This window comes from Streptomyces qaidamensis (assembly GCF_001611795.1).
In the GTDB taxonomy this organism is placed as follows: Bacteria; Actinomycetota; Actinomycetes; order Streptomycetales; family Streptomycetaceae; genus Streptomyces; species Streptomyces qaidamensis.
Genome location: NZ_CP015098.1, coordinates 7,021,192 through 7,034,957, shown reverse-complemented (window position 1 = coordinate 7,034,957; position 13,766 = coordinate 7,021,192). Strand labels below are relative to the sequence as shown.

At 71.7% G+C, this 13,766-nt stretch carries 13 protein-coding genes and 1 pseudogene; 8 read left to right on the top strand and 6 right to left on the bottom strand.

What is annotated here, in order from left to right; genetic code table 11:
• Window positions 1–110 precede the first annotated feature (110 nt).
• The 6 genes and pseudogenes from A4E84_RS31160 to A4E84_RS31135 all read left to right on the top strand — a co-directional run.
• Window positions 111–836: pseudogene (locus tag A4E84_RS31160) on the top strand (SAM-dependent methyltransferase); the annotation flags it as partial.
• A 204-nt stretch (window positions 837–1,040) separates the two neighbouring features.
• Window positions 1,041–2,045 carry a substrate-binding domain-containing protein gene (locus tag A4E84_RS31155; RefSeq protein WP_062929729.1) on the top strand — a complete coding sequence of 335 codons (1,005 nt, stop codon included), beginning with the start codon at window positions 1,041–1,043 and terminating at the stop codon, window positions 2,043–2,045.
• Window positions 2,046–2,236: 191 nt separating this feature from the next.
• Window positions 2,237–4,663 (top strand): sensor histidine kinase, encoded by a 2,427-nt coding sequence (locus tag A4E84_RS31150; RefSeq protein ID WP_062929728.1) that lies wholly within the window; start codon window positions 2,237–2,239, stop codon window positions 4,661–4,663.
• A 14-nt stretch (window positions 4,664–4,677) separates the two neighbouring features.
• Entirely contained in the window at window positions 4,678–5,109 is a 432-nt protein-coding gene (locus A4E84_RS31145) for a roadblock/LC7 domain-containing protein (RefSeq protein ID WP_020271575.1), read from the top strand.
• 1 nt (window position 5,110) lies between these two features.
• Complete coding sequence (locus A4E84_RS31140) at window positions 5,111–5,470, top strand: DUF742 domain-containing protein (protein WP_062929727.1); 360 nt, start codon at window positions 5,111–5,113, stop codon at window positions 5,468–5,470.
• Entirely contained in the window at window positions 5,457–6,041 is a 585-nt protein-coding gene (locus A4E84_RS31135) for a GTP-binding protein (protein ID WP_062929726.1), read from the top strand. The genes A4E84_RS31140 and A4E84_RS31135 overlap by 14 nt, the downstream gene beginning before the upstream one ends.
• 47 nt (window positions 6,042–6,088) lie before the next feature.
• On the opposite strand, the gene A4E84_RS31130 is transcribed toward A4E84_RS31135, so the two are convergent.
• From A4E84_RS31130 to A4E84_RS31105, 6 genes are all read right to left on the bottom strand, one after another.
• Window positions 6,089–7,045: an ABC transporter substrate-binding protein gene (locus A4E84_RS31130; RefSeq protein WP_062929725.1), complete on the bottom strand. Its 957-nt coding sequence runs from the start codon at window positions 7,043–7,045 to the stop codon at window positions 6,089–6,091.
• A gap of 76 nt (window positions 7,046–7,121) precedes the next feature.
• Window positions 7,122–7,787, bottom strand: a complete 666-nt coding sequence (locus A4E84_RS31125) for an ABC transporter permease (protein ID WP_062929724.1) — start codon at window positions 7,785–7,787, stop codon at window positions 7,122–7,124.
• A complete protein-coding gene (locus A4E84_RS31120) occupies window positions 7,784–8,488 on the bottom strand; it encodes an ABC transporter permease (protein ID WP_062929723.1) in 705 nt (234 codons plus the stop codon). Before A4E84_RS31120 ends, A4E84_RS31125 begins: the two co-directional genes overlap by 4 nt.
• Window positions 8,485–9,609, bottom strand: coding sequence for an ABC transporter ATP-binding protein (locus A4E84_RS31115; RefSeq protein ID WP_062931672.1), 1,125 nt, complete (start codon window positions 9,607–9,609; stop codon window positions 8,485–8,487). Before A4E84_RS31115 ends, A4E84_RS31120 begins: the two co-directional genes overlap by 4 nt.
• A gap of 80 nt (window positions 9,610–9,689) precedes the next feature.
• A complete protein-coding gene (locus A4E84_RS31110; protein WP_062929722.1) occupies window positions 9,690–11,147 on the bottom strand; it encodes a sensor histidine kinase in 1,458 nt (485 codons plus the stop codon).
• On the bottom strand, window positions 11,144–11,842 hold the full coding sequence (locus A4E84_RS31105; RefSeq protein WP_062931671.1) for a response regulator transcription factor: 699 nt from the start codon (window positions 11,840–11,842) through the stop codon (window positions 11,144–11,146). Before A4E84_RS31105 ends, A4E84_RS31110 begins: the two co-directional genes overlap by 4 nt.
• 209 nt (window positions 11,843–12,051) lie before the next feature.
• Between A4E84_RS31105 and A4E84_RS31100 the strand changes: the two genes are divergently transcribed.
• The gene (locus tag A4E84_RS31100) at window positions 12,052–13,338 is read left to right on the top strand and encodes a ferredoxin reductase family protein (protein ID WP_062931670.1); all 1,287 of its coding nucleotides are present in this window, start codon (window positions 12,052–12,054) and stop codon (window positions 13,336–13,338) included.
• A gap of 13 nt (window positions 13,339–13,351) precedes the next feature.
• On the top strand, window positions 13,352–13,765 hold the full coding sequence (locus A4E84_RS31095) for an FMN-binding protein (protein WP_062929721.1): 414 nt from the start codon (window positions 13,352–13,354) through the stop codon (window positions 13,763–13,765).
• Window position 13,766 lies beyond the last annotated feature (1 nt).

The following is a 13,766-nucleotide window of genomic DNA, read 5'->3' as shown; positions in this document are numbered from 1 at the left end:
AGGCGGGCCTCCCAAGCCACCGGAGCAAGCGGTTCCTTGCCTGGCGGGGCGAGGAGTGGCCGAATCGCGTGTGGCGGCCAACTGCCGCCTCTTGCTGGTCCGTTGAGCACCGGGAGGCGGGCGACGCCATGTGCCGCGAGCGGCCCGCCCCGCCCGTCCACCTGCGGGCCAACCGCGACTTCACGCACCGGGCGGTGCGCCACCTGGCCCGGGAGATGGGGATACGCCGGTTCCCCGACATCGGCACCGGCATCCCGGCCTCCCCCAACCTGCACGAGATCGCCCAGGAAGCGACGCCCGGGGCGCGGGCCGTCCACGCCGACAACGACCCGCTCGTCCTCGCCCTGTCGCGGGGCCTGCTGTCCGGCACGCCGGTGGGCAGGACGGCGTACGTGGCGGCGGACATGCGGGATCCGGCGGCCGTCTTCGGCGCCCCCGGGTTCCGGGAGACGCTCGATCTGCCGGAGCCGGTCGCACTGACGGTGATCGCGTTCGTGCACTTCACGCTCGACGAGCACGACGCCGTCGGCATCGTCCGCCGGCTCCTCGAACCGCTGCCCTCCGGCAGCTGTCCGGCGATGTCGGTCGGCACCGCCGACTTCACCCCGGACGAGGTCGGCCGGGTCGCCCGGGAGTACGCGGCCCGCGGCATGCCGATGCGGCTGCGCACCCACGCGGAGGCGGCGGAGTTCTTCGAGGATCCCGACCTGGTGGAACCCGGTGTGGGCCAGGCCCACAAGTGGCGCCCGAACCGCACGGACGGTATGGAAAGCGGAGGTGAGAGCATCCGCGACGAGGACATCGCGAGGTACGGGGCGGTTGCGCGCAAGCCATAAGCGGAATCCCTCTGTTCGACCGGTCGGACAGATCATCACGATGCGGCAGCATCAACTCACGGCATGTGGCCGCTCACTTGACGTGCGGTGGTCACACACGGTTGGCTCCGGGCCAGCGAGAGTCATCAGGCCGGTGCACATCCAGCCGCCCCGCACGCACTCTCACCCTGCTCTTGCTCGGCCGCACAGCGAGGTCCGCCCCTCATGAACACTCCTCCCCCGCCGCACACTTCCGTCAGACGCATCCGTGTCGCCGCCCTGGCGTCCGTCCTGTGTCTGCTGGTGTCCGGCTGCTCCGTCTTCGGCGCGGCCGGCGACGGGACGGACGCGGCGGACGGAGCCGGCGACGGGATGAAGGTCACCCTGGTGACCCACGGCGGCAAGGGCGACGCCTTCTGGGACCTGGTCCGCAGGGGCGCCGAGGCGGCGGCCGCCAAGGACGGCATCGACCTGACGTACGTCAGCGACGCCGACCCGGCCGCGCAGGCCGATCTGGTGCGGGACGCCGTGCGCGCCAAGGCCGACGGCATCGCGGTGACCCTCGCCAAGCCGGCGGCGATGCGCGGCCCGGTCGCCCAGGCCAAGGCGGCCGGCATACCCGTCGTCGGGCTCAACTCCGGCATCGACGCCTGGCGGCCGACCGGGCTCCTGGAGTACTTCGGCCAGGACGAGTCCGTCGCGGGCCGGGCCGTGGGCGACAAGCTGGACGCCTTCAAGGCCCGGCACGCCCTGTGCGTGGTGCACGAGCGGGGCAACGTCGCACTGGAGGCCCGCTGCGCGGGTGTGCGCAAGACCTTCGGGGGCGACACCGACAACCTGTACGTGGACGGCAGCGACATGAACGCGGTGACCGCCGCGATCGTGTCCCGGCTGCGGCAGGACTCCAGCATCGACGAGGTCGTCACCCTGGGCGCCCAGTACGGGCTCAGCGCCGTCAAGGCGGTGCGGAAGTCCGGCAGCCGGGCGAAGGTCGCCACCTTCGACCTCAACAAGGACCTCGTCGAGGCGGTCCGGGACGGCGAAGTGCAGTTCGCCGTGGACCAGCAGCCGTATCTGCAGGGCTACCTGGCGGTGGACGCCCTGTGGCTGTACCGGACCAACGGCAATGTCAGCGGTGGCGGGACGGCTCCGGTGCTGACCGGCCCCGCGTTCGTGACCAGGTCGAACGTGTCCGCCGTGGCGCGGTTCGCGGCCGCCGGGACCCGGTGACCGGACACATCCTGTGACGGTGTCGCCAAAGATTCGGTCAGGCCCGGCCCGCACGCCCACTTGTACGGATAACATCCTGCGCATCCCATGTGCCGCGCCCGGGACGGCACCACCCCCGCGCCCGTCCCCCACACCCCCCGACCGCTCCGCCTCCCCGTTCCTCACCCCCCGCTGATCGCCCTAGGACGACGATGTCTCGACGGACAGGTGCCCGGCGCCGCCTCGGTTCCATACGCCTTTCCCTGGTGCTCCTGGCCCTCGTGCCCAGCGTCACCCTCGCCGTGATGTGGGGCGTGACGACGATCCAGATGTTCTCGGAGGGCCTCAGGCTGCGCGCCCAGACGGAGCTCAGCCGCTCGACCGGCGCCATGGGCACCGACGCCACGCTCGCGCTGCAGCGGGAGCGCAGTCTGTCGGCCGCCTGGCTGGCCTCGCCGAAGGGCTCCCGGGCCGCCCTCGACGCGCAGCGCGCGCAGACCGACGAGGCGGTCGCCAAGCTGGTCGGGCAGGCGGACGCGATCGAGAAGGCGCCCTCCCGCATATCCGACCGGCTGTACTCGGTGCTGGGCTCGGTGGGCAGCCTGGAGTACTACCGGGACCAGGTGGACGACCCGACCGACATCACCGCCCAGCAGGCGCTGGACCAGTACTCCTCGATCATCGACGACCAGATCCACGCCTTCCAGGAGCTGTCCCAGGTCGACGACGGCGACCTCACCTCGCAGGCGGGCCCGCTGGTCGGTCTTGAACACGCGGCGGAGCTGGTCTCCCGGGAGGACGCGCAGCTGACCCTGGCCTGGCCCACCGGGCATCTGGACGACAAGACGTGGACACAGTTCACGGAGCTCGTGAACACCCGGCGCTGGCTGGTCAAGGACCAGGTCGTGCCGCAGCTGACGGGCAGCGCCAAGGCGCAGACCGAGCGGATCCTGGCGAGCCGGGACTGGCAGACGCTGCAGTCCGTCGAGGACCAGGTGCTGGCGTCGCGCAACGCGGGCACAGCCTCCGACCGGATCGCCCTGCCGGACGCGCAGAAGCGGTGGTCCGGCGCCATGGAGACGCTGTCCGAGCAGTACGCGGGCCTCATCCAGCAGCAGACGTCGGAGCTGTTGCAGCGCAGCGCCGACAAGGCGGACGCCCTGCTGCTGAAGGCGGCGCTGCTGAGCGCCGGCGGGCTGCTTGCGCTGCTGCTGTGCGTCGGCATGTCGTGGCGGATCACCCGCTCGCTGTCCCGGCGGCTGCGCGGCCTGCGCCGGGCCGCCGTCAGCCTCGCGCAGGAGCGGCTGCCCGACGTGGTGGCGCGGCTGGAGCGGGGCGAGACGGTCGACCCGGAGTCGGCGACGACCGAGCTGGACTACGGCCACGACGAACTCGGCCAGGTGGCCAGGGCGTTCAACACCGCCCAGCGCACGGCCGTGCACACCGCGGTCGAACTCGCCGACACCCGGCGCGGCTTCCAGAAGATCATCCTGGGCATAGCGCGGCAGAGCCAGAACCTGGTCAACCTCCAGCTGAGCAAGCTCGACACGCTGGAGCGCGAGCACACCGACCCCGACGTCCTCAAGGGCCTGTACGAACTGGACTCCACGGCCAGCCAGTTGCGCCGCTACGAGGAGAACCTCGTCATCGTCAGCGGCGAACGGCCCGGCCGCAGCTGGGCCGATCCGGTCGCGCTGATGGACATCCTGCGCAGCGCGGTCGGGGAGGTCGCCGAGTACCAGCGGGTGGAGGTGCTCACCGAGGAGGAGGTGTACGTCGCGCCGCCCGCGGTGGCCGACGTCATCCATCTGCTGGCCGAGCTGATCGACAACGCGACCGCCTACTCCCCCGCCCCGAGCCCCGTCACGGTGCGGGCCCAGATGGTGGCCAAGGGCCTGGCCGTCGAGGTCGAGGACCGTGGCCTCGGCATGTCGGAGGAGGACTACACGTCCTTCAACGAACAGCTGGCGGTGCCGCCGCAGTTCGACGTGGTGGCGCTCGCCGACGACCTGCGCCTCGGGATGTTCGTGATCGCCCAGCTGGCCCACCGGCACGGCATCGCCGTCACCCTGCGCTCGTCGCCGTACGGCGGGACCACGGCGATCGTGCTGGTGCCGCACGAGATCGTGGTGCGGGAGATTCCCGGCGGCGCTGTGCAGGACCAGGACGCCCCAAAGGACGGGAAGGTGGCGGTGGACGGACGGGGTGCGACGGACGCCGAGGGGAGTGCGGTACCCCGGCGGGCCGAGGCGTCCCGGGGGACGGAACGCGCCGCCGGTCCCGCCCCGGAGCCCCGGCCCCTCGTCACGGCCCGCGTCGCCTCCGCCGCCCCCTCCGACGCTCCCTCCGCCGCCCGCGAGGTCGTCCCCCGGCGGGACGGTCTCGCACCGCTCCCCCGCAGAGTGCCGCAGACCAGCCTGGTGGAGGAGCTGCGCGAGGAATCCGCGCCCGCCGGTGACGACGGCTCTCTCGACGACTTCACAGCCGAGGCCGCCGCCTCCTCCCTGGCCGGTTTCCAGCGCGGCACGCTCCGGGCCCGTGACGACGACGCCGAGCCGCCCCACGACGAGGAGGCGGCCGCAGTACCCCGGCAGGCCGCCGCCGGCCCCGTCCCCTCGACTCCGCCCGCCGACCGCTGACGAAGGACACCGCAATGACACGCCCCATCCCCGCCACCCACACCCAGCTCGACCAGCTGCTGACCGGACTCGTGGAGCGGGTCGCCGACGTGAACCAGGCCGTGGTGCTCTCCGAGGACGGCCTGGTGGTCAGCAAGTCCACCGGGTTCCTGCGCGACGACGCCGAGCGGCTCGCGGCGACCGCCTCCGGACTGATGAGCCTCAGCAAGGGCGTCAGCATGGACTTCCGGGGCGGTCCGGTGCGCCAGGCCCTCATCGAGATGGCCAACAGCTATCTGATCCTGACCTCCGCCGGGCCCGGCGCCCACCTGGTCGTGCTGACCGGGCCGGGCGCGGACGTCGGGGTGGTGGCGTACCAGATGAACATGCTGGTGAAGAAGATCGGCGAGCACCTCAGCGCGGCACCGCGGGGCATGGCCGGACCCGTCGTCGATCCCGGCGTGTGAGGTGACCGTAGGGGATGCGGCGGGCCGGCTCGTCCGGCTGTTCGCTCTGACCGGCGGGCGGACCCGTCCCAGCCGCGCCGACTTCACGCTCATATCGACGGTCACGGCGGTCGATCCGCCGCCCGCCACGGCGGCCCGGTGTCAGCCCGAGCACACCCGGATCCTGCGGCTGTGCGCCGAGCCGGTCGCCGTGGCGGAGCTGGCCGCCCGGCTCGACCTGCCGGTGAGCGTGGTCGTGATCCTGCTGTGCGACCTGCTGGAGGCGGGCCGGATCACCGTCCGCCCGCCGCGCCTCGTCTCCCGTACCACTCCGGACCTGGACCTGCTGCAGAAAGTGAGGGACGGCCTTGGCCGGCTCTGACCTTGCCCCTGACGCGTCATCGGCACCCGACACGGTCAAGATCCTCATCGCCGGGGGCTTCGGCGTCGGCAAGACCACCATGGTCGGATCGGTCAGCGAGATCGTCCCGTTGCGCACCGAGGAGCCCCTGACCATGGCCGGTCTGGGCATCGACGACCTCGACGGCATCGAGGAGAAGCGGGCCACCACCGTCGCCCTGGACTTCGGCCGGATCACCATCAGCCGGGAACTGGTGCTGTACCTGTTCGGCACGCCGGGGCAGCAGCGGTTCTGGTTCATGTGGAACGACCTGGCGCTCGGCGCGCTCGGCGCCGTGGTCCTGGTCGACGTGCGCAGACCCGAGTGCAGCTTCGCCGCGATCGACTTCTTCGAGCGCCGGGGCATTCCGTTCGTCGTGGGCGTCAACGGCTTCCACGGCGAACACCCGTACCCGCCCGAGGACATCAGGGAGGCGCTCGCGCTGCCGGAGCACGTTCGGGTGCTGCTGTGCGACGCGCGGGACCGGGAGTCGTGCCGGGACGTGCTGATCGCCCTGATCGACCAGCTGATCGCGTCGGCGGTACAGGCGTAGCGGCCGGCCCGGGCGGTCGCGCGCCCGGGCCGGTGACCGTCAGTCCGTCAGCTCAGGCCCGCCGACTTCAGCCATGCCGTCGCCACGTCCAGCGGGTCCTTCTTCTCCAGCTGCACCTGCGCGTCCAGCTCCAGGAGCGTCTTGGTGTCCAGCTTCGCGGAGACCGCGTCGAGCGCGTCGACGCCCTTCTGGGAGAGGCCGCCCTGGTGGACCAGCGGGGTCACGTTGGCGAACCCGAAGAGGTTCTCCGGGTCCTTCAGGACGACGAACTTCTCCTTCACGATGGTGGGGTCCGTGGTGAAGATGTCCGCGGCCTGGACGGTGTTCCTGGTCAGCGCCGCCCGGGTCAGGGGGCCGCCGGCGTCGAGCGCCTTGAAGGACTTGAACTCCAGGCCGTACACGGACTTCAGGCCTTCCAGGCCCTGGTGCCGGGTCTGGAACTCGGGCGAGCCGCCGATCACCAGGTCCGGTGCGGCCTCCTTGAGGTCCGCGAGGGTGGACGAGGAGGTGAGCTTGTACTTCTTGGCGGTCTCGGCGTTGACGGCGACCGAGTCCTTGTCCTCGGCGGGCGAGGACTCCAGCAGCGTCAGCTTCTTGTCGAGCTTGGCCTTGACGGCCTCGTTCACCGCCTCGGCGGACTTCTGCTCGGCCTTGGGGTCCAGGTAGGCGAGCAGCGAGCCGTTGTACTCCGGCAGCACGGTGACGGAGCCGTTCTTCATGAGGCCGTACGTCGTCTCGCGGCTGCCTATGTTGTGCTTGTAGGTGACCTTGATGCCCTTGGCCTTGAGCGCCTCGCCGTAGATGTCGGCGAGCAGGGTGCTCTCGGTGAAGTTGTTGGAGCCGACGACGACGGTGCCCGCCTTCGCCTTCTCGCCCGCCAGGGGGTCGTCGGAGGTGTCGCCGGACGAACAGCCCGCGAGCAGTGCCGCAGCGGCGGTGAGCGCGGCCACTGCCGCGCCGGTGTGCCTCGTCCTGGACCAGCTGCTCTTCGCGGTAGAAGTCATCCACCGATCCAATCCACCCCCTTTACGATCAGTCAAGGGAGGCCTGGTCACGGTTTCTCACAGACTCGTCAGGACGTCAGCGCCGGCGCACCCCCGGTGACACGGCCAGGCGGCCCACCGCCCAGAACACCGCCAGCGTGACGAGTGCCAGGACGGCCACGAGGGTGGCGCCGCCGACCACCTTCTCGTAGTCGCGCTGGTAGAGCCCGTCGACGATGTACCGGCCGAGGCCGCCCAGGCTGACGTAGGCGGCGATGGTGGCCGTCGAGACGATCTGGATGGCGGCCGAGCGCAGTCCGCTCAGGATCAGCGGCAGCGCGACCGGCAGTTCGACCTGGAAGAGGATCCGCGACTCGTGCATGCCCATGCCGCGGGCGGCGTCCACCGGGGACGGGTCGACGGTGCGGACGGCCTCGTAGGTGGTCACCAGGATCGGCGGTACGGCCAGGATGACGAGGGGGATCATCACGGGCAGCAGCCCGAAGCCCATCATGATGACGATCAGCACCAGCAGGCCGAAACTGGGCAGCGCGCGGGCGGCCGTGGCGATGAACGCGAGGGTGTTGCCGCCCCGCCCGGTGTGCCCGGTGAGCAGGCCGACGGGCAGGCCGATCGCGGCGGCGAGGGCCAGGGCCAGGACCGAGTACTGGATGTGTTCGAGCAGGCGTTGCGGGATGCCGTCGTAACCGTGCCAGTGGGCGCTGTCGCTGAAGAAGGCGTTGACGAAGTTCAGTACGTTCACCGGGTCACGTCCTGGGGGGCGGGCAGCTTCTGCCGCGTGCTCGGCTTCGGGCGCCTGCGGGCGGCGTTCGGCATCCACGGGGTCAGTACGACGCGGAGCAGCACCAGCAGGGCGTCGCACAGGATGGCCAGGACGGCCGTCGTGATCACGGAGTTGACGGCCAGCTCGGGCCGGTCGTACTTCTGCGCGTCGGCGAGCAGGTTGCCGAGGGCTCCCTGGTTGCCGATGAGGGTGCCGACGCTGACCAGGGAGATGCTGGAGACGGTGGCGACCCTGAGCCCGGCGATGATGGCCGGCACGGCGATCGGCAACTGCACTTGGAGGTAGCGGCGTACGGGCCCGAATCCCATGGCGGTGGCCGCGGCCAGGGTCTCCTGCGGCACGGACCGCACGCCGTCGACGATGGCCGGCACGAGCACCACGAGGCTGTACACGGCCAGCGGGATCATCACGGTCAGCTCGGTCTGGCCGGTGTAGTCGATGAGGACCACGAAGAAGGCCAGTGACGGGACGGCGTAGAGGATGGTGGTGGCGCCGAGCACCGGCGGGTACAGCCAGCGGAACCGGACACAGAGCTGGGCGAGCGGCAGCGCGAGCAGCAGGCCGGCCAGCACGGGCAGCAGGGCCTCGCGCAGGTGCAGTCCGATCAGGCCCTGGTAGCTGTGCTGGAGGTCGCTCGGGATGTCGAAGAAGCCGTTCACGACGCGGCCTTGGCCTCGTCCGCGTGGCCGCCGGCGTGGGCGCTGCGGATCGCCTCGCCGATGGTCGCCTGCGAGACCACGCCGGTCACGCGGCCGGTGCCGTCGACGGCGACGGCGTGGCCGGACGGGGAGAGCACCGCGCAGTCGAGGGCGGCCCGCAGGGAGTCGGTGCCGGGGACGAAGGGCCGTCCGTGCGCGACGAGCCGGCCGGTCCTGATGTCACCGGCTGTCAGGTCGCGCCGCTCACCCCAGCCGAGGGGTTTGCCGTCAGCGTCGGTGACCAGCAGCCAGGGCTCGTCGGGGGCGGCGATCTGCTCGGCGGAGGCGTCCACCGGGATCACCGGGCCGGTGGACAGCGGGAGTTCGGCGGAGGGGAAGAACGACAGCCGCCGGATGCCGCGGTCGGCCCCGAGGAAGTCCTCGACGAAGGCGTCGGCCGGGTCGGACAGCAGCTCGGCCGGGGGTGCGTACTGGGCGAGATGACCGCCCTCGCGCATCACGGCGACCATCGTGCCGAGTTTGATCGCCTCGTCGATGTCGTGGGTGACGAAGACGATGGTCTTCCCCAACTCGTCCTGGATGCGCAGCAGTTCGTCCTGGAGGCCCTTGCGCACCACCGGGTCGACCGCGGAGAACGGCTCGTCCATGAGCAGCACGGGCGGGTCGGCGGCGAGCGCCCGGGCCACGCCGACGCGCTGCTGCTGGCCGCCGGACAGCTGGTACGGGTACCGCTTGGCGAGCGCGGCGTCGAGGCCCACGCGCTCCATCAGCTCCGCCGCCCGGGCCCGCGCCTTCTGCTTGCCCCAGCCGAGCACGCGCGGCACGGTGGCGATGTTGTCGAGGATCGTGCGGTGCTGGAAGAGGCCGGCGTTCTGGATGACGTAACCCATGGAGCGGCGCAGGGTGGTGACGGGCCGGCGCTGGATGTCCTCGCCGTCGAGGAGGATGGTTCCCTCGCTCGGTTCGACCATCCGGTTGATCATCCGCAGGGTGGTGGTCTTGCCGCAGCCCGAGGGTCCGACGAGGACGGTGATCGAGCGGTCGGGTATCTCCAGGGAGAGCCGGTCGACAGCCACCGTGCCGTCCGGATAGCGCTTGGTGACTGAATCGATCCGTATCAAGGCGCCGGAGCCCTTCGGGTTGGCGGAAGCGTTGGCCATGGTCGTACGGGCTGTTTCCGGACGAGTCTAGAGGGCGCCTCTCACCGGTCCGCCGGGTGTACGCCCGGCGCGGGCAGGCGCACCGTGAACACCGTTGCTCCCGGTGCGCTGTTCAGCTCGATCCGGCCGCCGTGGGCGCGGACCAGGGACTGGGCGACCGCGAGGCCCAGGCCGCTGCCGCCGCGGTCGCGGCTGCGGGCCTTGTCGACGCGGTAGAAGCGGTCGAAGACGCGCGCCCGGTCGTCGGGCGGGATGCCCGGCCCGGTGTCGGCGACCCGCACCTCGGCGGCGCCGGGCACGAGGGCGACCTCCACCGACACCTTCGTCCCGGCGGGGGTGTGCACCGCCGCGTTGGTCAGGAGATTGTCGACGACCTGCCGGATGCGCAGCGGGTCCATCGGCAGCCGCACCGGACCCGGCCCCGCGAGGACGGTCAGCGGATGGTCCGGGCGGCCCGCGCGGAAGGCGTCCGCGGCCTGGCCCACCAGCTCGGCCAGGTCGGCGTCCTCCATCCGCAGCGGCGCCTCCACCTCCGCCGCGTCCAGCCGGGCCAGCAGCAGCAGGTCGTCCAGGAGGATCCCCATGCGGGCGGCCTCGGCGCGCAGCCGGGCCAGGTGCCGGTCGCGTTCCTCGGGGGCGTTGGCGGCGGCGTACTGGAAGAGGTCGGCGTAGCCGCGCACCGACATCAGCGGGGTGCGCAGCTCGTGCGAGGCGTCGGCGACGAAGCGGCGCAGTCGCTGCTCGGCCTCGGCGCGCACGGCGAGGGAGTCGTCGATGTGCTCCAGCATCGTGTTGAAGGCGGTGCGCAGTTCGTCCACCTCGGGCCCGCCGTCCCGGCCGTCGGCGCGCAGCGGCAGCCGGGCCGCCGACTCGGTCAGGTCGTGCGAGGTGATGCCGTGCGCCGTGGACGCCATGTCGCTGAGCGGCTTCAGGCCCCGGCGCAGCATCCGGCGGCCGAAGACGACCAGCGCGAGGAGCGCGAGGGCGAAGGTGACGACCTGGATCGTGATCAGCTGCCCGACGGTGTCCTCGATGTCCTCCAGGGGTGCGGCGCTGACCAGGACCACCCCGGGTTCGACCTGGCAGGCGCGCAGCCGGTAGGGGCCGGCGCCCTTGAGGTGCTCGGTGCGCAGGAGTTCGGTGTGCGCGGTGGTCTGCGCCCGGGCCAGGGAGGTGAAGTCGTCGACGTCCTTCGGCAGGTCGGCCGGGTCCTCGGGCCTGCGGAGCGCGGGCGTGCCGTCCGACACGTCGTACACGGCGTAGAACCAGCTGTAGTACTTCTTGCCCGAGAGGGTGCCGTAGTCCGCGATGCTCTTGGACTGGGCGATCTGGGCTTGCGCCAGCTGGGTGTCGAGCTGGGCCGACAGATAGTCCCGCATGTACGTCGTCAGGGCCGTGCCGACGACGGCGAACACGACCAGGGACAGGGCGCCGAGGCCGAGGGCCATCCGGGTGCCCAGGCGCATTCCGCGGTAGGCCCGGCGCAGCCGGGCGATCACTCGGCGGCCTGTCGCAGCACGTACCCGAACCCGCGCACGGTGTGGATGAGCGGCGAGCCGCCCTCGTCGGTCTCGTCGAGCTTGCGGCGCAGCCGGCTGACGACCAGCTCGACGACGTTGGAGCGGCCGCCGAAGCCGTACTCCCACACGTGGTCGAGGATCTGCGCCTTGGTCAGCACGGTGGGCGACTTGCGCATGAGGTAGCGCAGCACCTCGTACTCGGTGGGGGTCAGCGACAGCAGTCGCTCGCCGCGCCGGACCTCCCGGGTGTCCTCGTCCATGGTCAGGTCGCCGACCTGGAGCACGGACCGCTGGAAGGCGGGCCCGGCGCTGCGCCGCAGCACGGTCCGCAGCCGGGCCATCAGCTCCTCCACGGCGAACGGCTTGACCAGGTAGTCGTCGCCGCCCCGGGTCAGGCCCGCGACCCGGTCGGCGACGCCGTCGCGGGCGGTGAGGAACACCACCGGCACCATCGTGCCGGAGGCGCGCAGCCGGTCCAGGACGCCGAAGCCGTCCACGCCGGGCAGCATCAGGTCGAGCACCACGATGTCCGGGTGGAACTCGGCGGCCCGCACCAGCGCGTCCTCGCCGGTGTACGCCGTGACCGCGTCCCAGCCCTCGTAGCGGGCGACGGTCGCGACGAGATCGGCGATGGGCGGGTCGTCGTCGACGACGAGAAGTCGTACTTTCTCCACGAGCTCATACTGCTGCACGGGCCGGGCGCCGCCATAGCCGCGTGCCCTCCCGCCGCGGGATCGATAAAAACCTGAAAGTTGAGCGACAGCTTCCCGACAGCTCCCCCGCGCCAAGCTCGGTATCCCAGGAGCCGATCAAGGAGCTGCCGACCGTGACGACCCTCCGACAACCTCCCGTGGCGGTGACCCGCCCCGGTGTGCGCCCCAGAGTGGTGGGCCGCGCCGGTCTGTACGCGGTGCTGCTGGCGAACGCGGTCGTCGTGGCCGTGTTCTTCGCGCAGGCAGGTTTCGCCTCGAACGCGCTGATCGTGCTGGGGCGGCTGACCGGGCTGTACGCAGCGCTGCTGATGGCGTTCCAGCTGCTGCTGGTGGCGCGGCTGCCCTGGTTCGACCGGCGGATCGGCATGGACCGGCTGACGTCCTGGCACCGCTGGACGGGCTTCTCGGTGCTGTGGCTGCTGCTGTCGCACGCGGTGTTCATCGTCTTCGGCTACGCGCGGGCCTCCTCCCTGGACCCGGTGAACCAGCTGGTGGATCTCGCCGGGACGGTCGAGGGCGTGCTGCGGGCGATCGTCGCCCTGGCGATCATCCTCGTGGTCGGGGTGGTCTCGGCCCGCTACGCCCGGCGCCGGCTGGCGTACGAGACCTGGCACTTCATTCACCTGTACACCTACGTGGCGGTGGTCCTGGCGTTCACGCACCAGGTCGCGGCCGGGACGACGTTCGCCTCGTCACCGGTGGCGACGGCGTACTGGTACGCCGTGTGGGGCGTGGCCCTGGCCTCGGTGGTCACCGGCCGGCTGGTGCTGCCGCTGTGGCGCAACCTGCGCCACCGGCTCCGGGTGACGGCCGTCGTCCCGGAGAACGATGACGTCGTCTCGGTCTACATCACGGGCCGCGACCTGGACCGGCTGCCCGCCCGGGCCGGGCAGTTCTTCCTGTGGCGGTTCCTGACGAAGGACCGCTGGTGGCAGGCGAACCCGTTCTCCCTGTCCGCCGCCCCCGACGGCCGCACCCTGCGTCTGACCGCCAAGCGGGCCGGTGACGGCAGCGCCGCCCTGCGGCATCTGAAGGTCGGCACGCGCGTCTTCGCCGAGGGCCCCTACGGCGCCTTCACCACCCTGCACCGCACCCGCCCCGACGCCGTGCTCATCGCCGGCGGCGTCGGTGTCACCCCCATCCGGGCCCTGCTGGAGGAGCTGCACGGCCACGCGGTCGTGATCTACCGCGTGGCCACGGACCAGGACGCCGTGCTCTACGACGAGCTGCGCGAGCTCGCGCTCGCCCGGGGCGCCGAACTGCACCTGGTCACCGGCCCGTCGGTGCCGGACCGGCTGGCGCCGCGGGAGCTGGCCCGGCTGGTACCGGACATCGCCGAGCGGGACGTCTACCTGTGCGGTCCGCCGCCCATGATGAAAGCGGTGCTCGGCAGCCTGCGCGAGCTGGGCGTGCCGAAGCCGCAGACCCACTTCGAACGCTTCAGCCTGGCCGGATGACGAGGAGAGATCCGTGAAGCGAGCCATACCCGTCCTCGTCCTGAGCGTCGCCGGGTTGATCCCGGTCTGGCGCTACGCACCCTCGCACGACACCGGGTCGTCGTCGGCCCCCGCGCAGGCGGCGGCGCCGGCGTCCACTCCCTCGGTCTCGTCGTCGGGCGGCACCACGACCACCGTCGTGTCGGGGTCGCTCGTCGACACCGAGAAGGGCCCGGTGCGGGTCGAGGTCACCTTCGACGGCGACGAGATCGCCTCGGTGCGGATGCTCCGGCAGCCGGACCACCCGCAGACCACGGCCGCCGTGCCGAAGCTGATCGAGGAGACGCTCCGGGCGCAGAGCGCCGACATCGACACGGTGTCCGGCGCCACGGTCACCAGCGACGGCTACCGGGAGTCCCTCCAGGCCGCCATCGACGCGAAGGGCTGAC